This is a genomic window from Actinoplanes sp. CA-015351 (assembly GCF_050955685.1).
GTDB lineage: Bacteria > Actinomycetota > Actinomycetes > Mycobacteriales > Micromonosporaceae > Actinoplanes.
Genome location: NZ_CP192102.1, coordinates 4136308 through 4159312, shown reverse-complemented (window position 1 = coordinate 4159312; position 23005 = coordinate 4136308). Strand labels below are relative to the sequence as shown.

Sequence of the window (23005 nt, the reverse complement as noted above, 5' to 3'; positions counted from 1 at the left end):
ACACGACGCAACCGATTTATCCGTGCCGATGGTGCTTCTTCACGAATGTGTACCCCGGTTCGAGCGGCTGCTCTATCTGATCGGTCTCGATCGCCTTCTGATGAAGCGACTGCTGCCGCTCGGAGGCCTGCGCGCCGGGAGGCAGCTTGCGGACGAACCCGCTGACCCAGTGCTCGCGCCGCTCACCGGCCTCCGGATGCGGCGCCGGCTCCACGAGCGGCGCGTAGAACAGCATCTCCACCCCGTCCGCGCCGTCGGCCTGCGGATAGGACGGATATCCGGCCTCGTTCACACTGCCGGTCACCCGGGTCACGTAGCCCTCACGAATCAGCTGGTCAACGGCGTTCTTCAGCAGGAACGCCCCTTTGGCGCCCCGGCCCAGCCCGCACGCGGCGGCCAGCCCGGCCTCGGCGAACACGGCACTGCCGTCCTCGAACACCCGCCCCTGACGCAGCACCACGTTGAGCACCTGCCCCCGGTTCGACTTGCCCGGGTCGAACTCGCGGGTCACCACCACCGGGTCGTACTCATGGAAGTAGTCGACCCCGTCCACCCGCATCGGCTCGTCGAGCAGCGTCGTGCGCAGGTGGATCTCGTCCTTGGCCGGCTGCCACGACACCGTGACGAGCGTTCCCGGCCGCACATCCTCAGGCCAGGAGATCCCGCTCAGCCGATCCCCGTCGAGCCTGCCGGCGAAGGTCTCCCCAGCGGGCGTGAGCCCATGCAGCCGATGATCGAGCACCACACTGACAGCCTCGGACCGAGGCAGCCGCCGCACGATCTCGTCAGGCACCGGACAGACCCCGTCGACAAGATCCGCCCGCGCCAGAGCGAGCTGCCGGTTCACCGTCCGCATGAACACCCTCCTGAAAACCGGGATATGCGCAGATCAAGATTACCCGCCCACCCCCATTCCTATCTTCCTAGGACGCCAGAGGGGGAGCGCGCCAGATCAACTTCATCTCGCAGCTCGGCACCGCCCGGCCGGCGGACCATCAGCCCGGATGCCGACTTGTCCTGGTGGTCGTCCGGACACCCGAATCGCGACCACGAGCGCAAGCCGGGTCTGCCACGGTTCCGGCTGGTGCTGGTGCTGGTGCTGGTGCTGGTGGCCCGCTGGCGGCACGGGGCACGGGAGGAGACGCCGAGAGGCGAGCGCCTATATGAGATCTTGTGAGTTTGTGGCGGGCATAGGGGAGCAAACTCACGAGTTCCGCGGCGTCGTCGCGGCCCGAGCCACTCCGGCGACTCACTTTCCACGGCGCGTGGCTCGCCGACGACTCACTCTCGGCGGCCCCTACAGATCTTGTGAGCTTGCGGCCGGCATGGCGGCACAAACTCACACGAAGACTTGTACAGCCGGGGTCCAGCCGGCAATCGCCGCCCGCACGCCTTCCCACGCCGCCCGGTTCCCTGTGATCCGCCCGCTTAGCTGTGATCCGCGCGCTAGCTGTGATCCGCGCGCTTAGCTGTGATCTTGTGGAGTTCCCCGAACCGTTTGCGGGGAACTCCGCAAGATCGGCAACTCCTCGTCGATCTTGTTGACTTGAGCGGCAACGTGTTCGGGAAACTGAACAAGATCGGAGAGGGCCAGCCACCACCGATGGGCCAGCCACCACCGATGGCTCAGCCGGCACGGTGCAGTTCGGCCGGCACGGTGCAGTTCGGCCGGCTGACCCGGAAAGCCCTGTCGACGCGACCCCGCCCGTGGCTCCAAAAGCGCGGGACCTGAGATGCCGGACCTGAAACTCCGGACTTGAGCGTGGCAGCAAACGCACCGCGTCAGATGTGAAACGACTCGGAGTTCGGCCGCCGACAAAGCCAACGAACTAGCATCCTAGGATGCCTTAGGGGACGTGCGCCACGCGCCGGGGGATCGGAACTAAGACCCCCAAGAACAAAAAGGAATCAACGACATACCCGCATCAAGATTTGGTTTGGCGGCGTTGAAACGGCGTCAACAGGGCTGCCGGTGCCCGCCTTGCACGACGCACCGTGGACTGGTGACCGACAGCAAAGTCATTCTCGGTATCTCGTCGTCTCCGGCGGGGCTCGCCGCACTCAGGTTCGCCGTCGGTGCGGCCCGCGAGCGGCGCGTCAGTCTGTGGGCGGTTCGTTCGTGGGTGTTGACGTCCAGTCCGCGTTCGCCTCAGATCTGGGCATGGGAACAGGCCGTGGAGGCGGAAGCCCGCCGTTTCGCCCATGCCGCGTTCCGCGACGCCCTCGGTGCGGTGCCGGGGGACGTCAGGCTGATCATTCGTACGCCGCCGGGTGGGCCTGGTGCGGCTCTCACCAGTTGCGTCACAGCCGTGGACGATCTGATCGTTGTCGGTGCGCCCGGGAGCCGCTGGTGGTCGCGTCCGGTGGTGCGGGATGCGCTCTGCCCGGTGGTGACGGTTCCGCCGCCGGCTCTGGCACGGATCTCGGGCCGTCGTCTGGTGCGCGAGGCCACGGCCGCACTGTCAATCGGCGGTGCCGGGTTTCACGGCTGACCGACGTGCACAAGTCGTGCGGTACGCGGTGTCGACGCGGCTGATCCGGTTCTGTCATGCCGTGGTGTTGGGCGCTGTGCCGTAGGCCTCTCGGCTCAACCGGATCAGGTCGTCGAGCTGGGCGGGCGGGTCGTCGCGCCACCAGGTCAGCCAGACTTCGATCGGGGGTACGGCCCGCAGCGTCCGGTAGGCCACTCCGGGCCGCGGGTTCTGGTTGGCGGTCGCTTCGGACGTGATGCCGACGGCCTGCCCGGCGGCGATCAGGGTCAGCCATTCGTCGACGCCGCTGGTGGCGCGGATCGCGGCTGGTCCGTGTCCGGTGGGCCACAGGTCGGGTGTGGTGGTTCCGGTGCGGGCGTCGATGGCGACGGTGTACCGGGTGAGGTCTTCGACGCGCAGGGTTCGCCGGCGGGCCAGGGGGTTGTCGGTGGCGATGGCCGCGCACCGGTTCTCTCGTCCGATCAGAGCGGTACCGAACCGCGGGTCGGCGAGCGCCGGATCGACGGGCGCAGTGGTGGGCAGGCCTCGGCGAATTACGGCGACGTCGACGACGCCTTCGCTGAGGCCGGCGGTCACCGTGTTGGATTGGACGAACACCAGTGGGGTACCCGACCAGGCTTTTTGCAGTCGCCGGGTGTGTTTGCCGAGGGCGGCCCACGCGTATCCGACCCGTAGTTCGGTCCGGGACTGCTCGGCGATCCGGTGCAGGTGTGCTGTCTCGGCGAGGACGCGGCGGGCTCCGGCCAGGATCTGCATGCCGGTCATGGTGGGTGCGATGTGCCGGGTGGTGCGTTGCAGGATGCGTACGCCGAGGGCCGCTTCCAATGCGGCGACGCTGCGGGAGACGGCGGCCTGGGAGGTGCCGAGTTCGGTGGCGGCGTCGGTGAAGGTGCCGGTGTCGATGACGGCGACCAGGGCGCGCAGGTGCCGCAGCTGAACATCCATGCGCTGAGCGTATAAGTAGGGTGCGTCGCGTATTTCTCCGCAGGCCAGGGTGGCCGGAGACTTCAGGTGTGACTGCGGATGTGGTGGAACGCACCGAGGCCGCGCCGCGCTCCACCGGGGGTCTGGCCGCTGGTCTGGCGACGATGATGGGCAGTGCGGCGTCGAATCAGGTGGGCGCGGCGGTGGGTGCGCATGCTTTCGCGACGATTGGTCCGGCCGGGGTGGTGGCGGTACGCCAATTCGTGGCGGCCGCGGTGCTGTTGCCGGTGGCGAGGCCGAACCTGCGGCGGTTCACGTGGGCGCAGTGGTGGCCGACGCTGCTGCTCGGGCTGGTGTTCGCGACGATGAATCTGAGCTTGTACACGGCAGTGGACCGGATCGGCCTGGGTCTGGCGGTGACCTTGGAGTTCCTGGGTCCGCTGGCGGTGGCGCTGGCGGGTTCGCGTACCCGGGTGGATCTGTTGTGTGCGGTGGGCGCGGGTGCGGGTGTGTATGTGCTGGTGCTGCCGGGTGGTAGCAGTGACTGGTTCGGTATCGGCTCGGGTCTGCTGGCGGCGGTGTGCTGGGCCGCTTACATCCTGTTGAACAGGCTGCTGGGCGTACGGTTGCCGGGTTTGCAGGCGCCGGCGGCGGCGACCTCGGTGTCGGCGGTGATGTATCTGCCGGTGCTGGTTTTTGTCTCCCTCAGTGGTTCGTGGACGTGGCCTGCTGCGCTGTTCGCGGTGGGTGCTGGTGTGTTGAGTTCGGTGATTCCGTACGCGTGTGATCTGGTGGCGTTGCGGACCGTGCCGCCGCGGTTTTTCGGGGTGGTCATGAGTGTTCATCCGGTGTTCGCGGCTCTGGCGGGTCTGGTGCTGCTGGGTCAGTTCCTTGACGTGCACGAGTGGGTGGGTATCGCGATGGTGGTGGCGGTGAACGTGGTCGCGGTGGTGGCGGCCCAACGACGCGGATGAAAGCGGATGACGGAAGACGCTGATAAGAAGACCGAGGTCGAGCTGTTGTACAGCTCGACGAATGAGGTGACCGGCGGGGTGTGGCGGGTCGCGGGCGGGGTGCGCAAGGTGGTGACGCCGCGCCGGGCCGGTGCGGCGGCGCATCTGGCGGCCAGTGACGATCCGGGCCATTTCAACTATTGGCGGCGGGAGCCGTGTGCCTATGAGGCGGGCCTGCCGCAGATGGTGTTCGCGGATGCCGGGATCGGTGCGCCGGAATTGCTGGACGTGACAGCCCGTCCGGACGGTTCGGTGGCGATGTTGCTGGAGGACGTCCCGGGTACGGCCGGCACTGATTTCACGTCGGCGGAATGGGGCGATTTCGCGTACCGAATGGGCGTCGCGCAGGCCGGGATGGTCGGGAGGCCGCCGTTTTTCGCCTGGCTGCCGCGGGATTGGCTGCGTGATTACACGCTGGCGCAACCGGTTGCGCTGAGTCCGCGCTGGGATGATCCGGTTGCGGTGGCGGCGTGGCCGCCGGCGTTGCGCGCCGGGCTGGCCGGGTTGTGGGAGCGCCGGCATGTGGTGCTGGCGGCTGCTGATGCGCTGCCGCGCACTTTCTGCCATCACGACGTGTGGCCGATGAATGTGATCGGTTCCGGCCGTGGGCCGGTTCTGCTTGATTGGGGGTACGCGGGGCCGGGCGCGATCGGGGAGGACGCGGCGAATCTGGCCCTGGATTGTTTCCTGGATGGGCTGATCGATATCGGGCTGCTGGATGAGGTCGTCGACGCGGTGACCGAGGGGTATGTGCGCGGGATGGCCGGGGTGGTGCCGGCGGACGCGGTGCGGCGGGCGATCCGTATCACGGGTGCGGCGAAATATTTCTGGCTGGCGCCGCGGATGTTGTCGTCGACGCGCACTCCTGTCTATGACCGGCGTGCGGTGGCGGATCGGTTCGCGGGGCGGGCGCCGGTGCTCGACGTGGTCGCGCGGTGGGCGCGGGCGTTGTAGGGTGTCGGACGTGACTGCCGGGTCGGCCTTGGGCCATTACCGAGTGGGGCACCCGGCCGGAGTTTGATCCGCCGGCGGGCCCCGCCACATTCTCGCTTCATCTTCGTGCCCTTTTCTGGTTCGAGACGAAAGCTTGAGAATGCCGAACGACTTCAATTCTTCGATCATCGACGAGTTCCGTGCCAGCAATGGCGTGGTGGGTGGCATGTTCGCCGGGGCCCGCCTGTTGTTGCTGACGACGGTGGGTGCCCGGTCGGGGCGTGCGCACACGGTCCCGCTGGGTTATCTGCCGGATGGCGGTGAGCGGGTGCTGGTGATTGCTTCGGCGGGTGGTTCGCCGCGGCATCCGGCCTGGTTCCACAATGTTCTCGCCCATCCGAGGGTGACCGTGGAGGACGGCGCGTTCACCTATGACGCGGCGGCCACGGTGCTGGCCGGCGCTGAGCGCGACGATGCGTTCGCGCGTGCGGTCGAGGGTGACACCGGCTGGGCGGATTATCAGCGCCGGTCGGGGCGGACGCTGCCGGTGGTGGCGTTGTCGGCGATTCCGGGGCCGCCGCGGTTCAACGCGTCGACGCCGGGTGGGGCGCTGCGGTTGGTTCATGACGCGTTCCGCCGGGAGTTGCGGCTGATTCGTGCCGAGGTGGCGCGGTCCGGGACCGAGGTGCTGGGTGCGCAGTTGCGGGTGAACTGTCTGACGTTGTGTGCCGGGCTGCATGGTCATCATGTGCGGGAGGACGGCGGCTTGTTTCCGGGGCTGGAGGCGGCGCGTCCTGATCTGGCGCCGGTTCTGGAGCGGTTGCGGGCCGAGCACGAGCGGATGGCGGTGCTGCTGGATCAGTTGCAGGCGGTGCTGGCTGGTCCGGTGCATGATCGGGCGGTGCTGGTGGCCGAGGTGGATCGGCTGGCCGCGCTGGTGGAGGACCACCTGGATTACGAGGAGAAATCGTTGATCCCGGTCCTGGACAGCTGAGAGGCGCCGGCTTGTCCCCGCAGCCACGGGGACAAGCCGGACTGACGCATGTCCGGAAAGCCGGACGTGACCGCACCCTTTATGCGACTATCCGCTGGTTGTCTGTTTAGGGAGGTCTGATGGCCCCGCTGCGTCACCGGCTCTGCGTCGCCGCAGGCAGCCTGCTGCTGATTCCCGCGCTCGTGGCCGCTCCCGCCACGGCCGGCCCGGCGGCCATCGACGGCCCGATCGACATCCTGCTCGCCGGTATCGACCCGCGGGACACGCACACGGCACCCCTGGCGGACACGATCATCGTGGTGCACGTCCCGGCGGACCGGTCCGGGGCGTACCTGTTCTCGCTGCCGCGCGACCTGGTCGTGCGGATTCCTGGGTTCGCGAAGTCCGGCAGCTCACCGCAGCGCGCGAAGATCAACGCGGCGATGGCGCTGGGTTCGCGGGTCGGCGAGGGCCGGTACGATCCGGCGCAGGGTCTGGAACTGCTGGCCCGCACGGTCGGTGACGTCACCGGGATCGCCGGCTTCGACGCCGGCGCGGTGATCGACTTCGGTGGGTTCAGGGACGTCATCGCGGCGCTGGGCGGGGTGAAGATGTCCATCGACCAGGACGTCGCCTCGGAGCACCGCAAACCGGACGGCACTCCCCGTGACCGGCTGCCGCAGTGCCAGGGTCATCACGACTGCGCCCGTCCCTACACCGGCGAGCAGAAGATCTACCCCAGGAGCGACACCCCGGTACGCCTGAAGCCCTGGGAGGCCCTGGATTTCGTCCGCCAGCGGTACGGGTTGCCGCGTTCCGACTACGACCGGCAGCGTCACCAGCGGCAGTTGCTGACCGCGGTGGCGAGGAAGCTGAGCAAGGCCGGTCCGGGGCGGCTGCGCCGGGTTCTGGCGGCGGCCGGGAGTTCGGTGACGTTTTCCGGTGGCCGGCACAGCCTGGCGGCCTGGGTGGACGAGCTGCGGCGGGTGAACGCCGCCGACGTGACGACGGTGGGCGTGCCCGGCACCGCGGTGTTCGAGGACGGCAGATATCTGGGCGAGAGTGTCGACGCGGCGCCGTTCTTCACGGCGGTGGCGACCGACCGGGTGGCCCCGTTCCTGGTCGACCACCCGGGTGCGGTCACCACCGACAACTGACAACGGGCGGTCCCCGCAGGGGAGACCGCCCGTTGCGTGTCAGATCAGCCGGCGGCGGAAGCCGTGACCGGCTCGGCCTTGGCGGCGGCCGCCGGAGCGCCGGCCCGGGCCAGCAGCGCGGTGAATGCCAGCCCCAGCACCGTCCACAGCACCACCTGGGTGCCGAGCGACGACAGCCGGAAGTCCCAGAGCAGCGTCGCCGGGAACGTCTCGGGCACCTCGTCGAACGACGGCAGCAGCGCGTATCCGATCGCCACGACCACGACGAACCCCGCCACGCCGGCGAGCGCCTTGCGCCATTCGGGCGCTTGGGTACGCGCGGCGAGGACCCCGGCCCAGACCGCGACCAGTCCGATGACGACCATCGCCAGGTAGGTGATGGTGCGCTGGTTGATGGTGGCCGGATCACCGACCGCGGGCGGGTTCGGCGGATATTTCACGAACGGCACCAGCACGAACCCGAGCAGCACCGCACCGGCGAGCCCGAGGGAGGCCCGCGCGTCGCTGGCGGCGTGCAACCGGCGGCGCAGCACGGTGTACCCGGTGGCGAACATGCCGCCGAGCGCGATCCCGTACAGGCTGGTGGCGAGGATCAGCCCGAACCCGGACTGCACGTCGCGTGCGACTAGCGGCTCCTCGCCACCGCCGGTGTCACCGGCGGCCACGGCGGCGGCTTCTTCGAGCGCGATCGCCGCGTCCACGTGGGGCTCGCCGACGAAGAAGGCGAACCCGCCGGCCAGCAGGCCGGCGATGAGCCCGGCGAGCAGCCCGTTGATCAGGAGCCGGCCGTAGGTGGGAGCGGGTGCGGAGGTCAGTGGCACGGGACACCGAGCAGGTGACGGCCGTCGTGCATGAGTTCGTGCAGGTACATGCCGGACTGTGACAGGCCACCCTGGTCGAACGCGACGAGGTAGGCGAGCAGCAGCATCACACCGGTGACACCGGCGGCGGTGGCGAGCAGCCGCGGTGAGACGGCGGGAATCGCGACGGGGGTGCTTGTCTGGGTGCTGGGCATGATGGAGTGAACCTCCTGCGGGATGACGCGTCCCGATCGATGGGGCCTGCGGCGCGTGAGCGTTCTGACTCACGGCACCTGTCCGGTGCCGTTAACAGTGGCGCGACCGCACCGGGTTCTCACCGGTTTCCCTCACAACACCGCAGCTGTTCGCTCAACTTAACGGCCGGGCCGTCCCCGGCACAACCGCCAGCGGGTACGCCCATCGACGTGTTCAAGATCTCTAAGCGGGAGTGACCTGCGGGGCCTGTTCGGGTGAACCCCTGGCCCGGTGGTGGCGGCGTCTCTACGCTCGGAGGGATGTCCACTGAGATCAGCGAACTCATCGGCGTTGCCGCTCCCGCCACGATCGGCGCTGTCCACGGTGTGCGCGACGACCAGCTCGACGCGCCGACCCCGTGCACCGAGTTCCAGGTTCGCAACCTGGTCAGCCACCTGCTGCAGGTGGCGGTGAACTTCCAGGACCTCGCGCAGAAGAAGGACGTCGACTGGACGGCGGGCGGCGACCGGCTCACCGGTGACTGGCGGTCGGGGTTCGCCGCCGACGTGCGTGACGTCCGGGCCGCCTGGGACGACCCGGCCGCGCTCGACGGTGTCTCGCCCGGCATGGGCCTGCCGCAGCGCACCCTCGGTCTGATGCTGACGATCGACCTGCTCGTGCACGGCTGGGATGTGGCCGCTGCCACCGGTCAGCCGTATGACGCGCCGCCGCAGCTGGTGGCGGCCGGCCACGAGTTCCTCGACGGCATGCTCGAGATGGGGCGCCAGATGGGGGCGTTCGGCCCCGAGGTGCCGGTGCCTGCGGGCGCCGACGAGTTGGAGCGGCTGATCGCGCGTACCGGCCGTGACCCGCGGTGGAGCCCGGCCTAGGCGGACAGCGCTGTGCGGCGGGCCTGCTGGAAGGCGGGTTCACCGCCGGCGTACCGCCACGGCCCGTCCTCGAAGTACGGTCCGATCGCGTCGAACACCGGGCGGGCCTGGTCATGGTGCCCGGCCCGGTGCAGGGCGTGTGCCAGTTGGTTCAGGTCGTGGAACCACATGCCGTGCCGGTACGCCGGCCGGGCGAACCACAGCTGCAGCGCGGCCTGCACCTCGGCCTGGAACCGGGGATCCTCGCGCTGGGCGTGGATCACCTCCAGGGCCTTCGTCATGGTGCCGCCGCCGTCACCGTGGTGGGTTTCCCACAGTGCCCACTCGTCGGCGGCGTGCAGTGGCAGCACCCGCAGCGGTGACCCGGCCGGGGCGGCCTGCGCGACCTCGCGGGCGAACGCGAACATCCGCTCGTGCGAGCCCTGCCATCTACGGCACAGGTACGTCAGTTTGGCGCCGTGGCCCTCGCGGTGCCACGGGTCGCGGGCGGTCAGCTCGGCCCAGCCGTGGTCGAAGGTGTCCCGGTCGGCGCCGAGCGCGGTCATCAGGATCAGCCGTTGCGCCCACGGTGTCGGGTCGTCCGGGGCGATGACCGCGGCCTCGTCATTGAGCAGCACCGCTTTTCGCAGCAGCCGGTGAAACTCGTCGCCGCCGGCCCGCCGCCCCCGGATGATCAGTGAGCGGGCGCGGACGAGCAGCGCGTCCGCGTTGACCGGGTCGGCGCCGGCCCACCGGTCCGGCCAGTTCTCGTTCGTGGACCCGGCGAGCACCCCGACCACCCGGGCCCGCCGGTCGTAGTCGTGGCGCAGCGCGGCCAGCAGGTCGCGGGCCGGGCCCCAGTCGCCGCCGCACGCTTTCTCGACGGCCTGCCGCAGCTCCCCGTCGTCCTGGGCGGGATGGGCGTCGACGACGATGCCGGGCGGCCGGCGGCCGAATAATCTCACGCCGACAGAGCCTACGATCATCGATGAGAATTGTCGGCCCCGCCTGTCATCAACCAGCGGCGGTGAATGCGTTTGGTCGTTGTGACGTTCGAAGAGTTCATAGCCGCCCGTCTCGGCGCCCTGACCCGGTACGCCACCGTGGTCACCTGGGATCCGCACCTGGCCGAGGACATCATCCAGAACGTCCTGGTCCGGGTGCAGGCCCGCTGGCCGCGGATCAGCCGGATGGACGCGCCGGAGCAGTACGTCAAACGGATGGTCGTCAACGAGTTCCTGTCCTGGCGGCGCCGGCGGGCCGCGCAGTCGATCCCGGTCGCCGGTGACACCCTCGCCGCGGTGCTGCCGGCCGGCCCGGACGTGATCGCCCAGCGCGACGACCGGGACGCCATGATGCGGCTCATCGCAGGCCTGCCGCCCCGGCAGCGGGCCGTGATCGCCCTGCGGTTCTACGAGGACCTCAGCGTTGATCAGATCGCCGGGATCCTCGGCTGCCGCAGCGTCACCGTGCGCACCCATCTCATGCGGGCCCTGGCGAGTCTGCAGAACGCCCTGCCCGGCACCCTCGTGACGACCGGAGACCCGACATGATGATCGAAGACCTGATTCGTGCCGCCCAGGAACAGCAGGCCACCCGGGCCGTACCCGAAACCCGGATCCTCGCGGGTCTTGCCGGCGTCCGCCGGCGGCGGCGCCGGTTTGTCGCCGTGGGGGCGGGGCTGGCCGCGACCGCGGTGGCGGCGGTGCCCGCGGTGGTGGTGCCGGCGCTGCTCACACCGGCGGTGCTGTCACCGGGCATGGTGTCGCCGGGCGCGACGCCGGCCGCGTCCTCGGCTTTCTCCCGGCCTGGCGCGTCCTCGTCGCCCGATGTCGTCGCCGATCCGGGAATGCCGCATCTGCGGCTCGGGTACCGGCCCGGCTGGGTGCCGGCCGGGTTCGCCGAATACATCCGGCAGGCCGGCGCCGCCCAGGACGACACCGGGCCGTCCCTGGTCCGCTCGTGGAAGCGGACCGTCGGCACCGGCGACCCGTACAACGGCCGCAGTGCGCAGCTGGACCTCTACGTTCGGACCGCTGCCGAGGACCCGGCCGGCGCGGTCTGGACCGGCGCGCAGAAGGCCGACGTCAACGGCGCCGACGGCTGGTACTCCCCAGCGCAGGGCGACCAGAAGTCGTCGCTGTCCTGGATCATCGACGACCACACCGTGCTGATGCTGGCCACCTCCCGCCTCGACCTGAGCAAGGCCGACATGCTGCGGGTGGCCCGGTCGGTACGCCCGGAGGCGGGCACCAACCCGAGTCCGGTCACCCTCGGCTGGCTCCCCACCGGCTGGCAGCCGACCGGCCTCACCGTCAGCGGCCCGGCCGCGGCGTCGTGGCGCGGCTCGGTGTACGTGGTGAAGCAGGGCACCGAGATCTCCGGGAAGGACAAGAAGACTCCGGTGACGGTCAACTACGGCGAGCTGAGCGTCACGGTCGGCGCCCGCACCGATGCGCCCGACGGCGGCGCGGAACTGACGGTCGCCGGCCGGCCCGCGCGTCAGCCGACCCGGGACGACGCGGCGGGGCGGGGCACCCTTTATCTGGTGGTGGACCTGGGTGGTGGCCGGCTGCTGACCCTGGTCGGTGCGGGCGGTGGGCTGGACGTCGCCCAGCTGACGAGGATCGCCGCGAACGTCACCGTCGATCCGACCGGCCTGACATGGCTCGGCAGGTAGCACCCTTTGGGGACGGTGGCGGCGGTCCGGCCGGGTATGTGATCAGGGAGGTGGCTGACAGTATCCGGTGGTGGTCGAGGGTCTGACGCCGACGGTGAAATCTCAGGAGAATCGTTCTGACAGAACTGTTCGTGCCGATGATCAGGCGGGCTCGGAGTCGCCGAAGCGGCCGGCCAGCAGGTAGGCGCCGTGGTTGTCGAGCTGGTCGCGGCGGCGGTCGTAGCGGCGGGTGGTCCGCGGGTCTGCGTGGCCGGCGAAGTCCTGAGCCCGGCGCAGGTCGCCGCCGGTGGCGTCGAGGATCTCGGTGATCGCGGTGTGCCGCAGCGAGTGCGGGCTCAGCGCGCCGGCGGCGGCCAGCCCGGCGTGCCGGGCGAGGCGGCGGATCAGCCGGTGCACGTACAGTTCGTAGATCCCCAGTCCGGACGGGGTGACGAACAGCGGACCCTGTTCCGGCGACCCCCGCTCGGCCAGCATCTCGTTGATGCTGTGGGCCAGTGCCGGCGGCAGCGGAACCCGGCGCCGGCGCCCGCCCTTGACCGTCAGGTTCAGTACCCGGTGGCCGCGGTCGGTGCCGAGGTCCTCGATCCGGGCGCCGATCGCCGAACCGACGCGTAGCCCGGCGACCAGCAGCAGCAGGATCAGGGCGTGGCTGGTCAGCGAGTCGGCGCGGGCCTGCGCGAGCAGCCGGTCGGCCTCCGGGCGGGCCAGGCCGACCGTGCTGCTGTCGTCCGGGTCGATGCGCGGGCGGGCGGCGGCCTGCGTCGGGTTGTAGGTGATCAACGGCTCCGGGTCGGCGCCGGTGTTGACGATCAGGTAGTCGTACCAGGACGCCACTGCGGACAGCCGCCGCGCGATCGTGGATTCGGCAGCGGGTTTGCCCCGGGCGCCGGTCGCGCGCTGCTCCACGATCCACGCGTCGAGGTCGGCGGCCCGCGCGGTCAGCGGATTGCGGCCGGTGGCCGCGCACCAGTCACCCCACTGCCACAGGTCACGTCGGTACGCGGTGCGGGTGTGGACGGACCGTTGCCGGCTCAGCCACATGGTGGTCAGTTCGGCGAGCCGGGTCGGCAACGAGGCAGGAATCGCCGGCGCCCAGTCAGTTTGCGCCGCGACGAGTACGCCCTCGTCCAAGTCCCTCATGGATCGCCCCCGCCATCGCCCGAAATCCTATGTGAAGGATAACGGTCATTATTTTACGCCTTGTCAGCGGGGGAGTCCGGCGGCATCCCCGCCTCGCGATTAAAGGATTGCAATTACCAGTAATACATTAATTGCGGCCGGGTCCGCCTGACGGCTGGCCCTTGAGGTCAAAGGGAGCGGGAGGTTTGGGCCGAGGAGAGCCGGCTCGTCTGCAGACAGTGGCCATCAGCAGTGCTGCCGCGGTCATGAGGGCGTCCAGGCGTCGGTAACGAAGAGCGAAGCCCGGGCCGGTACATCGTGCGCCGACGGGTGATCCACCCTGACTCCTTGTAGCGCTCGGCGACCGCATGAGAATATGCGCTGATGTCGACGGGACCCCGGCCGAACGAGCAGGTGATGCGCTCCCTGCCGGACGTGCGGGGTCGAGCCAACCGGGTCCTCGTCTTCGACAGCAGAGGCCGACTCGAACCGGCTCGGAAACGACGGGACCGTGCATCATCGTCTCTCGTCGCTGATGTCACCGACAGCAATGCTCTCGCTGCTCTGCTGGCGGCTCTGCGGCTACGCCCGGACAGCGACATCATGGACTGGATAAGTCGGCGCGACCTGTGGCTGGAGTTCGTCGATGGGCGCGGCGACACACTGGCGAATCTGGGTCTGCTACGTCCTGACTGGGTTCGCTGGGACCCCCACGGTGACCTACAGCTGGCGGCGCCTGATGTGCTGAACGCCTGGTTATCGGCCTGGACCTGACAGCTCCCGGATCGCAGTCACGTCGTCATCTCTAACCGGCTTTGATACCGGCCGGTCTCCGGGCGGTAGATCTCCTCGTTCCTGACGAGTTGGCTCAGCGTCGAGCGGATGTATGACATGCGCGCATCGGCCTCTAATCCGTCGGCCTTGGCGAGGAACGCGTCATAGATGTCGGGAAGGGACCATGTCGCTTCCGGGTGCTCGTCCAAAAGCGCCTTGATTCGTTTCCTCAGCGGCTGCGGCTTGATGGTGGTGCCATCACGTGCGGCCCTGCCGGTGCCGGGCAGCGGGGTGCCCGCCACCCGTTGAGATCCACGGGCGGACAAGCTGGGCTCACTCGGCGCCTGCATGATTGGCTCAAGGTGGCTTACGGCAACGTCAAGCGCCGCCTGGATCTGTGCGCCGCGCGCATCGAGGCGCACCAGCTCTTTCTCGATGCGGTTCAGGCTCTGGCGCAACTTGTCGGCCTCACGACCATTAGCGGCCAGCTCTTTGACGAGTTTGGCGAGCATGGCCTGAGCGTGCAAGGCGGGCGATGCTGCATGGTTCGCCAGGTCTGCCATGCATGCAGCGTACGCATGGGTGTGGATTTTTCAGCTCCACCGTGCGCGTGATGCGGCGCATCAACACTGCATATTCTGTCCTGTTACAAGCCGGTGAAGGACAGGATCGAAACCGTGTCTGCCGCCCGGTGCGGCCGGGCGGCAGACCGTCGACGCTGGTCAGCGCCGTGGTTATGCGCCCGGCTCCCAGGCGATGAGCCGGTCGAAGTGAACCGGGTCGCCGTCGACCTTCATCTGCTCCACCTGCAGCCGGCCGTAGAAGAACAGCACGAGGTCGCTGGCGGTGCCCGACGCCGAGACGCCGGGTTCTGAGTCATCGGGATCGGAAATCCGTGCGCCGTCACCGGAGAGCGCCACACGCCACGACCCGCCGTCTGTCGCGTGGTAGTCGATCACCACCGGCTCGTGCGGCCACCCGAACGGCGTCGCGACGCACGTGGTCAGGAACTCGTCGACGCCGTCGAGCGCCACCGGCTGCGGCAGCGGCTGCGCGACGCCCGCGGTGAGCTGGGCGTCGTACGTGTGCACCGCCAGCTCCTGCAGCTGATGCCGGGCCACGGCCCCGCTGGTGCCCGGCGACTGCGAGTCGGGCCACCACGTCCAGCAGCCCCGGTCCGGGCCGGCCGCGCGCAGCGCGTCCAGCAGCTGCTGCGTGGATGCGGCGACCCAGGCGAGCAGCTCATCGCGGTCCTGCGAGTCGATCGGTGCGGGCTTGGCCGGCGGCGCGCCGGCGGGACCGGCGGCGACGATCGCGGCCCAGAACTGGCGGCCCACTCCGATGTGCCGCACCAGATCGAGCAGCGTCCATCCGGGGCAGGTCGGTACCGGCGCGTCGAGGCTGGGCGCGGCGGCGATCGCGGCACGGAAGGCAGTCGATCGGTCGTCGATCAACCGGAGCAGCTCGGAATAGGTCATATTCACTGTGGCTGTCTATCACCGCCGTCCGGGATCGGAAAGTGATTTAACGTCCGGTCTGATCTTGTTTGGCGAGGGTGGTCATGCGGGCACTGGCGCCCTCGGCGAGAATAGGTACGGACAAGCCCCAACCCTGGAAGGACTCTTCTTGAGCGCTGGACTCGCAGCCCTGCTGGACGACGTGGCGGTACTGGCGCGTGCGGCGGCCGCGTCGATCGACGATGTCGGGGCAGCTGCCGCCAAAGCCGGCGCCAAGGCCGCCGGTGTGGTCATCGACGACGCCGCCGTCACTCCTCAGTACGTGCGTGGCCTGGCCGCGGAACGCGAGCTGCCGATCGTACGGCGGATCGCTCTGGGGTCGCTGCGCAACAAGTTCCTGATCATCCTGCCGGTGATCCTGCTGCTCAGCGAGTTCGTGGACTGGCTGCTGACGCCGCTGCTCATGATCGGTGGCGCGTACCTCTGTTATGAGGGCGCGGAGAAGGTCTGGGCGAAGGTCGCCCACCACGACGCGCACGGCGAGGACGAGAAACCGCAGGACGAGAAGACCCTGGTCTCCGGGGCGATCCGCACCGACCTGATCCTGTCGGCCGAGATCATGGTGATTTCGCTGAACGAGGTCGCCGACGAGTCGTTCATCTCCCGGCTGCTGATCCTGTGTGTCGTCGCGATCGTGATGACGGTACTGGTGTACGGCGTGGTCGGCCTGATCGTGAAAATGGACGACGCCGGCCTGCGCCTGTCGCAGCTCGACAGCAAAGGCGCGGCGAGTTTCGGCCGTGGCCTGGTCAAGGCGATGCCCAAGGTGCTGACCTTCCTGACCGTGGTGGGCACCGCCGCGATGCTGTGGGTCGGCGGCCACATCCTGCTGGTCGGCACCGACGAGCTCGGGTTCCACCCGCTGTACGAGTTCGTGCACCACATGGAGGAAGCGGCGCATGACGCGACGGGCGCTCTCGGCGGCGTGATCGGCTGGACCGTCAACACGATCGCCAGCGCCGTCATCGGCCTGATCGTCGGCGCGATCATCGTGGCGGTGCTGAGCGTGACCCTGCACCGCAAATCCGCCGGCAACCACGCCCCCGCGAAGCCCGAGGCCGAGCACGCGGAGCCGAAGCCCGAAGCCGCGAAGCCCGAGCCCGCGAGCACGGTGACAGCAACCGAGCCGCCGGCCGAGCCCAGTGCTGCCGCCGAGGCACCACAGCCGAAGCAGCAATAAGAACAGAGCAGTGCCAGCGCGGCCCGGGCCTGACGGTCCGGGCCGTTTTTACTTCCGGGGTACGCACACCGGCGCGCACTTGCCGTTTCAGCAGCAAACGTTGCCGCCGGAGCGGGGCCGGGGTCATCGTGGCCGCGGGCGACCCGCGGCCGGATCCGGCCGCGCCGATAACCATTCACGCATCGGAGATCACCCCGCCTGACCGAGAACGATCGACCCGGCGGCGAACAGCACGATCAGCGCCCCGCCCAGCCACGGCCCCGGAAACGTGAAAGTCATGGCGGAGACTCTGCCCGGCGCGGCCGGGCGGCACATCGGACCACGGTCTGTCAGTCCCTGGGCCTGCTACGAGGCTGGGTCGTGGTCGCCGACCCGGTACCGTCCCGCCAGATGGGACGCGGCTTCCACCGGGTCGTCGTGGAAGCCGGCGACCTCCGTGCTGAACCGGCGGCCGCCCTCGCCCAAGACCAGGACACGTACGCCGCCACGCTGGACCAGGTTCCGCGGCACGTCGTAGAGCGCCAGAGTCCGGCCCGGCCGACTCGGGTCGGGCACCGGCGGGGTCATCGGCTGCAGCCCGGTCGCGTCGAGGAACCTGTGCCAGCCGAGGCGTTCGATGGCGCAGCGCCGCAGTTCCGGGTTCCCGGCCTCGCGCAGCAGCCGTTCGGCCGTCCAACCCTGTTCGATCAGGCTCTCTGGAACCGGCACGCCCCGCCATGCGTACCTGGTCCAGCCGTCCAGGAAGGTCATGGCCGGGCCGTCAGCGCGGTGCGGGCGGATGACCGGGCCGCGGGCGCTCGCGACGTGCTCGGTCGCCATCTCGACCGGCCGGAGGGAGACCACGCACCGGTCCCGGAACGGCCACCACCAGCCGGCGCCGGAGTCGGCCAGCGCCATCAGCGCGTCGAGCCGCTCCTGTGCGGCCGGCCAGTACTCGATCAGCCCGGCCTGGCCGATCGCGTCGTAGAACCCGACCCAGTACGCAGTCAGCCAGGCGTCGTACCCGGCTCTGACCGACCGGTCCGCGAACACCGTCGCCCGGATCGCGCTCGCCGACGGCGACAGGGTTCCGTAGCCGTGGCTGCCCTCCACCGGCGGCGCGTACCACGAGCCCAGTTCTGTACCCATCAGTTCCGCGACCAGGGCCAGCGCGGACTCGTCCACCTCTTGGCCAAGGGTCCAGCCGATGCCTTCGATCAACCATGATTGACCGGGCATCGGATCCAGGCCGTCGATGCGATATTGGCCGGACCGGTAACCCTCTGCCGCGGGCAGCATCTCACCGGCGTCGCGCAGCAGCTCGGTGGCGGCACCCGGGGAGTCCACCCACAGCACCGGGGGCATCGGCACTTTGAGAAACTCGTACATCATGGTCAGCGCCGCTTCGGCCGCGGCCGGATCGACGGGATGGTGCGGATCGAGCGGCCGGCGCCAGCGGTTGGCGGCGAACAGAAGCTTCGTCTCCTGCCCCACCGTCAGCCGGCGGAGCGGTTTCTCACTGTCCATGTCCGCACGATATCCATCGATCGCACACGGGATTCGACCCGGCCTTTCGCTGAGGTTCCGGCCGGGCACCCCGCGGGGAGACGGACACGTCAGGTCCGCGAGTTCAGGTATTCGGCCGCCCGCGGCCCGTGCAACCCGGTCTCCATGATCGCGGCTTTCACCGGATCCTCGGCGAGGGAGTAGACCTCCTTGCCGAAGCGGCGGCCGCGTTTGCTCCACACCAGGACGCGCACGTTCCCCACCCGCCGGGTCAGGGCCGACGGGACGTCGTAGAGGGCCAGCGTGCCGCCCGGCCGGAACGGGTCGGGCACCGGCGGTGTCCTCGGCCGCAGCCCAGTCGCGTCGAGGAAAGCCGGCCAGCCGAGGCGTTCGATCGCGCTGCGCCGCAACTCCGGCCCTCCGTCATCCTCATCCAGCAGCCGCTCGGCTGACCAGCCCTCCTCGATCAGGCTCTCCGGGACCGGGACTCCCCGCCAGGCGTACCTGGTCCAGCCGTCCAGGAAGGTCAGCGCCGGACCGTCGGCGCAGTGCAGACGGGCGGCGGGCTCATGGACGCCGGGGCTGTCGAGCCACTCGATGTACTCCGCCGCCATCTGGATCGGCCGGAGGGAGACCACGCACCGGTCCTCGAACGGCCACCACCAGCCGGCACCCGACTTGGCCAGCGCCACCAGCACATCGAGCCGCTCCTGCATGGCCGGCCAGTACTCGATCAGCCCGGCCTGGCCGATCGCGTCGTAGAACCTCACCCAGTACGCGTTCAGCCAGGCGTCGTACCCAAGCCTGACCGACCGGTCCTGGAACACGGTCTGACCGATCGACTGGGCCAACGGTGCCAGGACCGCGTAGCTGTCACCCGACTCCACAGGCGGCCCGTACCCCCGCTCCAGGTGCAGACCCATCGCCCTGGCCGCCAATCTCAGGGTGGACTCGGCCACCTCCTCGCCGAGGTTCCAGCTCAATCCCTGGATCAGCCACGGCGAACCGGGCATCGGATCCAGGCCGGGGATGTGGCGGTCGCCGTGCTGCTTGAGCTTCGGTGCCGGGACCGTGTCACCTGCGTCGCGCAGCAGCTCGGTGGCGGCGCCTGGTGAGTCCACCCACACCACCGGGGGCATCGGCACTTCCAGGAGCCCGTACATCTTGGTGAGCGCGGCCTTGGCCGCCGGCCGATCGACGGTGTGGTTCAGTCTCTCCGTCCGCAGCCAGAGGCTCGCGGCGCCCATAAGCTTCGCTTCCTGCCCTGCGGCGAGCTGGGCGCGCGGTTTCACACCGCCGGTGTCGAGTCCCATGACGCATGATAACTATCGATCAATTGCAGGTCCATCCTCCGAGTGGTTCGCCTGCCCGCGGCTCGCTTCCCGGCCGGACCAATAAGCACCGCACCGGTCGCGGCCGGGCCGCGCCACCTACACCGAGACCCTGCGCCGGCTGCGCGAGACCGCCGGCGGCCAAATGCCGGTTGCCGCGCTCACTCCGGAGATCTACGAGACCATGGCCCGCTGGGACCAGGGCGCCGCGAACACCGATAGGCGTGACGCAGCCGCCGCTCCAGTGATCCCCGCATGGTCCGGAACTGTAGCGACACGGTGTAATACAGGGCGTGTTCATCAAGGCGGTCCGTCTCGACGACCTGCCCGCGTCCGGTTACCCGTTCGACCTGCCGGTGGTGCGTGCCCTGCACAGCTGCGGCGGCCTGCGCCTGCCCACCCCGGTCACGCTGCTCGCCGGCGACAACGGCAGCGGCAAATCCACCCTGCTCGAAGCGGTCGCGGTGGCCGCCGGCTTCAACCCCGAGGGCGGCACGACCGCGTTCAACTTCGCGACCCGCGCCACCGAGTCGGCCCTCGGTGGCCACCTGACACTGTCGCGCACCCCGGGACGCAAACCGCGCACCGGATTCTTCCTGCGCGCCGAATCCTTCTACAACGTCGCGACCGAAATCGATCAACTCGGCGCGACCGGTTCGTACGGTGGGACGTCGCTGCACGAACGCTCGCACGGCGAATCGTTCCTCGACCTGGCCACCCACCGGTTCGGACCTGGCGGCCTCTACCTGCTCGACGAACCCGAGGCGGCGCTGTCGGTGAACGGCTGCCTGGCACTGCTGCTGCGCATCACCGAGCTGACCGCGCTGGGCAGCCAATTCGTCATCGCAACGCACTCGCCGATCCTGCTGGCCTGCCCGGACTCCACGATCTTCGAGATCGGCACGGACGGCGCGATCACCGAGGTCGGCTACGACCAGGCCGAGGCGGTCGCGCTGACCCGCACGTTCCTCGCCGACCCGGGCCGGATGCTGCGCTACCTGCTCAACGACTGACCACCCAGGCCGAAATCGCACACACCCACGCGACCCCGGTCACGCCGCGCAAGCGCGTCACTCTCGCCTGCCACGCCGACCTCACAGCCCCGGGGTACGCGTAAAGCATGGGCACCCCCTGTCGGTGACGAGGCGGGTTGCCACGGCCGAGGAACAGCGGGCCTGAGCCGCGGTTGACGACGGTTCGTGGCAAAGCCGCGTCGCGATTCCCTGGACCACGGAGGCGAGCCGGCCGATAGGGAAACGCGCCGAGTAAAGACAGCCGGGGGAGAGCATTGATGGATATTCGGGACAGCCGCCGACCCGGCCGCTACCGTGGCGCCAATGCCTTCGTCAGCTATTCGTCCGAAAGCCTCTACGTTCAAGTCGAGGTTGGCCAGGACTTCGTCAGCAAGGGCTGCCAAATCTGGATTCCCATAACCGAGCAGGAGTACCTGAACTGGTGGAACGTGACCCGAGCTGAGAGGGCTTTGTACAACTGAAGGATGTATGTCGACCTGGGGCGCGGATCGCGCCCGGAATCGACACGAAAGCGAGAACTGCTGGGCGCGTGTTGAGTTCGGGCGCTCGCGCTGACCTTGAGCCTGAACCCGACACCGGTCTACAGCCCCCGTCAACAGCTCGACGCCGCCACGCGGAGAACCCGCACCGTCACGATGCCGGTTGTGGCGGGAGCTGGGTGACCGCCGTCCGTAGTGCGGCCACCAGCTCGGCGATCGCCGGGTTAGCTGCGGCACCGCGGCGGAACGCGATTCGGGTCCGGCGGCGGGTCGGTGCGGCGATCAACCGCACGCCGGGTGGCAGCGAGCCGGTCGCCAGCGCCGGGACCAGCGACACGCCCTGACCGGCCGCTACCAGCGCCAGCACGGCATCGAAGGCGTCAGCCTGATGCCGGATACGCGGACTGAATCCGGCGGCCTGGCAAACCCGCAGCGTCGCCTCGTGACACAACGTCCCCGGCGACGCCATGATCCAGTCGCGGTCACGCAAACCGTCGAGATCAAGAGCGTCCACTCCGGTCGGAACAGCCAGATGCACGGCCTCATCCAGCAACGCCACCGACTGAAGGCCATCAACCATCCCCGCCGATCCAGCCGCCCGATCAGATTCAAACGCTCCGACCGATACGGTCGCGCCGACGCAAGCAGCCGGCTCGGCCGAGCAAACAAAACCCGCCCGGCCCTGCGTCGGACCCACCTCCGCCGACGGCACATACTCGTGGACCAATCCCGCATCCAGCCGCCGATCGCGCAGCGCCGCCGGCACCGCGGCCGGATCTAATTCGGTCACCATCAGCTCCAGCCGCGGATGCGACCTGCCCAGCGCCACCAGCACCGCCGGCAGAATCGTGCGGACCACGCTCGGGAACGCCCCGATCCGCAGTGGCCCCGCCGGTCCCTCCCGCACCGCCGCCAGCGCGGCCGTGGCCGCCTCCAGTGACGACAACACCTGCGCCGCGTGTCGTACCAGCACCTCACCGGCCCCGGTCAGCGCCACCCGCCGGCCACTGCGTTCCAGCAGCGCCACCCCGGCCTCCCGTTCCAGCGCCGCGAGCTGCTGCGACACCGCCGACGGCGTGTACGAGTGCACGGCCGCCACCGCGGCGATCGTCCCCAGCCGATCCAGATCGTGGAGAAGCCGCAGCCTGCGCACATCGAGCATCAGCTCAGCTTACGGTCACCAGCACAAAGCTGAACTTTTGCTTACGCGCCGAACGGGCCAGGGTCGAAACATGACCATCCACGTTCCACTGATCACGCCCTTCGACGCTGACAACGAGATCGCGTACCGCGTACTGGAGAATCTGGCGCGAGAGACGCTCCTGGCCGGCGCCGGGCTGGTTGCGCTCGGGACAACCGCGGAGGCGGCGTCGCTCAGCGCAGCTGAGCGACGCAACGTGCTGGATCTGCTCAGTGGCCAGAGCGAAGGTGATCTCATCGCCGGCGCGGACACGCCTGATCAATTGCGGTCGCTGAACGGCAAGGCGCGGGCGGCGCTGACGCTGGTTCCGCCGTTTGTCCGGCCCGGCGAGGAGGGCGTCGTCCGGCATTTCGCCGCGCTCGCCGCCGTCAGTCCGGTTCCGATGATCGTTTATCACGTGCCGCAGCGCACCGGGCAGGCGCTGAGCGCGGTGGCGATCCGGCGGCTGGCGGCGATCGACGGCGTGATCGGGATCAAGTATGCGACCGGCGCGATCGACGCCGACCTTGTCGATCTTCTCGTGGATCCGCCGGACGACTTCGACGTGCTCTGCGGCGACGACATCTTTCTCGCGCCGATGCTGGCGATGGGTGCCGCCGGAGCCATCGCCGCTTCGGCACACATCGAAACAGCGGCCTTCGTAGCGCTGGCCGCCGATCGGGACCCGATGATGGCACGCCGGCTCGCGCGCCTGTCGAAAGTGCTGTTTTCGCAGCCCAACCCCATTGTGGTCAAGGCAGCGCTGCACGCTGCGGGTCGCATTCCGACCCCAGGGGTACGCCCACCGCTCTTGCCCGCGGCCGCACCAAGCCTCTATGGTTCGTTACTAGAGTAATGAACCAACGAAGG

25 protein-coding genes are annotated in these 23005 nt (G+C 69.3%); 14 read left to right on the top strand and 11 right to left on the bottom strand.

From position 1 onward, the window contains the following. Positions 1-16: 16 nt before the first annotated feature. A complete protein-coding gene (locus ACQP2E_RS19125; RefSeq protein ID WP_433833534.1) occupies positions 17-856 on the bottom strand; it encodes a hypothetical protein in 840 nt (279 codons plus the stop codon). A 156-nt stretch (positions 857-1012) separates the two neighbouring features. Here ACQP2E_RS19125 and ACQP2E_RS19120 point away from each other — a divergent pair, with 156 nt between their 5' ends. Both ACQP2E_RS19120 and ACQP2E_RS19115 read left to right on the top strand, forming a co-directional pair. Next, positions 1013-1177 (top strand): hypothetical protein, encoded by a 165-nt coding sequence (locus ACQP2E_RS19120; RefSeq protein WP_433833532.1) that lies wholly within the window; start codon positions 1013-1015, stop codon positions 1175-1177. Between the two features lie 826 nt (positions 1178-2003). Then, the gene (locus ACQP2E_RS19115) at positions 2004-2492 is read left to right on the top strand and encodes a universal stress protein (RefSeq protein ID WP_433833530.1); all 489 of its coding nucleotides are present in this window, start codon (positions 2004-2006) and stop codon (positions 2490-2492) included. A 54-nt stretch (positions 2493-2546) separates the two neighbouring features. On the opposite strand, the gene ACQP2E_RS19110 is transcribed toward ACQP2E_RS19115, so the two are convergent. Continuing rightward, positions 2547-3437 (bottom strand): LysR family transcriptional regulator, encoded by an 891-nt coding sequence (locus ACQP2E_RS19110; RefSeq protein WP_433833528.1) that lies wholly within the window; start codon positions 3435-3437, stop codon positions 2547-2549. Between the two features lie 68 nt (positions 3438-3505). Between ACQP2E_RS19110 and ACQP2E_RS19105 the strand changes: the two genes are divergently transcribed. The 4 genes from ACQP2E_RS19105 (at position 3506) to ACQP2E_RS19090 (ending at position 7492) form a co-directional block, all read left to right on the top strand. Beyond that, positions 3506-4390: an EamA family transporter gene (locus tag ACQP2E_RS19105; RefSeq protein ID WP_433833526.1), complete on the top strand. Its 885-nt coding sequence runs from the start codon at positions 3506-3508 to the stop codon at positions 4388-4390. Between the two features lie 6 nt (positions 4391-4396). After that, entirely contained in the window at positions 4397-5383 is a 987-nt protein-coding gene (locus tag ACQP2E_RS19100) for a phosphotransferase (protein ID WP_433833524.1), read from the top strand. Between the two features lie 139 nt (positions 5384-5522). Next, entirely contained in the window at positions 5523-6356 is an 834-nt protein-coding gene (locus ACQP2E_RS19095; RefSeq protein ID WP_433833522.1) for a nitroreductase/quinone reductase family protein, read from the top strand. Between the two features lie 119 nt (positions 6357-6475). Then, positions 6476-7492 (top strand): LCP family protein, encoded by a 1017-nt coding sequence (locus tag ACQP2E_RS19090; RefSeq protein ID WP_433833520.1) that lies wholly within the window; start codon positions 6476-6478, stop codon positions 7490-7492. 44 nt (positions 7493-7536) lie between these two features. On the opposite strand, the gene ACQP2E_RS19085 is transcribed toward ACQP2E_RS19090, so the two are convergent. Together ACQP2E_RS19085 and ACQP2E_RS19080 are read right to left on the bottom strand one after the other, a co-directional pair. Beyond that, a complete protein-coding gene (locus ACQP2E_RS19085) occupies positions 7537-8313 on the bottom strand; it encodes a CbtA family protein (protein WP_433833518.1) in 777 nt (258 codons plus the stop codon). Next, on the bottom strand, positions 8304-8507 hold the full coding sequence (locus tag ACQP2E_RS19080; protein ID WP_433833516.1) for a CbtB domain-containing protein: 204 nt from the start codon (positions 8505-8507) through the stop codon (positions 8304-8306). Before ACQP2E_RS19080 ends, ACQP2E_RS19085 begins: the two co-directional genes overlap by 10 nt. Positions 8508-8807: 300 nt before the next feature. On the opposite strand from ACQP2E_RS19080, the gene ACQP2E_RS19075 reads away from it, so the two are divergent. Further along, positions 8808-9377, top strand: coding sequence for a TIGR03086 family metal-binding protein (locus tag ACQP2E_RS19075; RefSeq protein WP_433833514.1), 570 nt, complete (start codon positions 8808-8810; stop codon positions 9375-9377). Here the strand turns inward: ACQP2E_RS19075 and ACQP2E_RS19070 are convergent. Then, positions 9374-10321 (bottom strand): DUF4034 domain-containing protein, encoded by a 948-nt coding sequence (locus tag ACQP2E_RS19070; protein ID WP_433833512.1) that lies wholly within the window; start codon positions 10319-10321, stop codon positions 9374-9376. The genes ACQP2E_RS19075 and ACQP2E_RS19070 overlap by 4 nt on opposite strands. A gap of 66 nt (positions 10322-10387) precedes the next feature. Here ACQP2E_RS19070 and ACQP2E_RS19065 point away from each other — a divergent pair, with 66 nt between their 5' ends. Both ACQP2E_RS19065 and ACQP2E_RS19060 read left to right on the top strand, forming a co-directional pair. Next, positions 10388-10909 carry a SigE family RNA polymerase sigma factor gene (locus ACQP2E_RS19065; protein ID WP_433833510.1) on the top strand — a complete coding sequence of 174 codons (522 nt, stop codon included), beginning with the start codon at positions 10388-10390 and terminating at the stop codon, positions 10907-10909. Continuing rightward, positions 10906-12036 carry a hypothetical protein gene (locus ACQP2E_RS19060; protein WP_433833508.1) on the top strand — a complete coding sequence of 377 codons (1131 nt, stop codon included), beginning with the start codon at positions 10906-10908 and terminating at the stop codon, positions 12034-12036. The genes ACQP2E_RS19065 and ACQP2E_RS19060 overlap by 4 nt, the downstream gene beginning before the upstream one ends. A gap of 141 nt (positions 12037-12177) precedes the next feature. Here ACQP2E_RS19060 and ACQP2E_RS19055 read toward each other — a convergent pair whose 3' ends face one another. Beyond that, the gene (locus ACQP2E_RS19055) at positions 12178-13176 is read right to left on the bottom strand and encodes a tyrosine-type recombinase/integrase (protein WP_433833506.1); all 999 of its coding nucleotides are present in this window, start codon (positions 13174-13176) and stop codon (positions 12178-12180) included. 363 nt (positions 13177-13539) lie between these two features. On the opposite strand from ACQP2E_RS19055, the gene ACQP2E_RS19050 reads away from it, so the two are divergent. Beyond that, positions 13540-13929, top strand: a complete 390-nt coding sequence (locus tag ACQP2E_RS19050; RefSeq protein ID WP_433833504.1) for a hypothetical protein — start codon at positions 13540-13542, stop codon at positions 13927-13929. A 17-nt stretch (positions 13930-13946) separates the two neighbouring features. On the opposite strand, the gene ACQP2E_RS19045 is transcribed toward ACQP2E_RS19050, so the two are convergent. Together ACQP2E_RS19045 and ACQP2E_RS19040 are read right to left on the bottom strand one after the other, a co-directional pair. Next, on the bottom strand, positions 13947-14492 hold the full coding sequence (locus ACQP2E_RS19045) for a hypothetical protein (protein ID WP_433833502.1): 546 nt from the start codon (positions 14490-14492) through the stop codon (positions 13947-13949). A 171-nt stretch (positions 14493-14663) separates the two neighbouring features. Then, the gene (locus tag ACQP2E_RS19040) at positions 14664-15407 is read right to left on the bottom strand and encodes a maleylpyruvate isomerase family mycothiol-dependent enzyme (RefSeq protein WP_433833500.1); all 744 of its coding nucleotides are present in this window, start codon (positions 15405-15407) and stop codon (positions 14664-14666) included. Positions 15408-15555: 148 nt separating this feature from the next. On the opposite strand from ACQP2E_RS19040, the gene ACQP2E_RS19035 reads away from it, so the two are divergent. Beyond that, entirely contained in the window at positions 15556-16626 is a 1071-nt protein-coding gene (locus ACQP2E_RS19035) for a DUF808 domain-containing protein (RefSeq protein ID WP_433833498.1), read from the top strand. A gap of 345 nt (positions 16627-16971) precedes the next feature. On the opposite strand, the gene ACQP2E_RS19030 is transcribed toward ACQP2E_RS19035, so the two are convergent. Together ACQP2E_RS19030 and ACQP2E_RS19025 are read right to left on the bottom strand one after the other, a co-directional pair. Continuing rightward, entirely contained in the window at positions 16972-18132 is a 1161-nt protein-coding gene (locus ACQP2E_RS19030) for a DUF6745 domain-containing protein (protein WP_433833496.1), read from the bottom strand. A gap of 89 nt (positions 18133-18221) precedes the next feature. Beyond that, positions 18222-19424, bottom strand: coding sequence for a DUF6745 domain-containing protein (locus ACQP2E_RS19025; protein WP_433833494.1), 1203 nt, complete (start codon positions 19422-19424; stop codon positions 18222-18224). A 311-nt stretch (positions 19425-19735) separates the two neighbouring features. Here ACQP2E_RS19025 and ACQP2E_RS19020 point away from each other — a divergent pair, with 311 nt between their 5' ends. Together ACQP2E_RS19020 and ACQP2E_RS19015 are read left to right on the top strand one after the other, a co-directional pair. Then, positions 19736-20455 (top strand): AAA family ATPase, encoded by a 720-nt coding sequence (locus ACQP2E_RS19020; RefSeq protein ID WP_433833492.1) that lies wholly within the window; start codon positions 19736-19738, stop codon positions 20453-20455. A 278-nt stretch (positions 20456-20733) separates the two neighbouring features. Continuing rightward, the gene (locus ACQP2E_RS19015; RefSeq protein ID WP_433833490.1) at positions 20734-20937 is read left to right on the top strand and encodes a hypothetical protein; all 204 of its coding nucleotides are present in this window, start codon (positions 20734-20736) and stop codon (positions 20935-20937) included. 169 nt (positions 20938-21106) lie between these two features. Here ACQP2E_RS19015 and ACQP2E_RS19010 read toward each other — a convergent pair whose 3' ends face one another. Then, a complete protein-coding gene (locus ACQP2E_RS19010; protein ID WP_433833488.1) occupies positions 21107-22117 on the bottom strand; it encodes a LysR family transcriptional regulator in 1011 nt (336 codons plus the stop codon). A gap of 70 nt (positions 22118-22187) precedes the next feature. Between ACQP2E_RS19010 and ACQP2E_RS19005 the strand changes: the two genes are divergently transcribed. After that, a complete protein-coding gene (locus ACQP2E_RS19005) occupies positions 22188-22991 on the top strand; it encodes a dihydrodipicolinate synthase family protein (RefSeq protein WP_433833486.1) in 804 nt (267 codons plus the stop codon). The last annotated feature ends 14 nt before the right edge of the window (positions 22992-23005 follow it).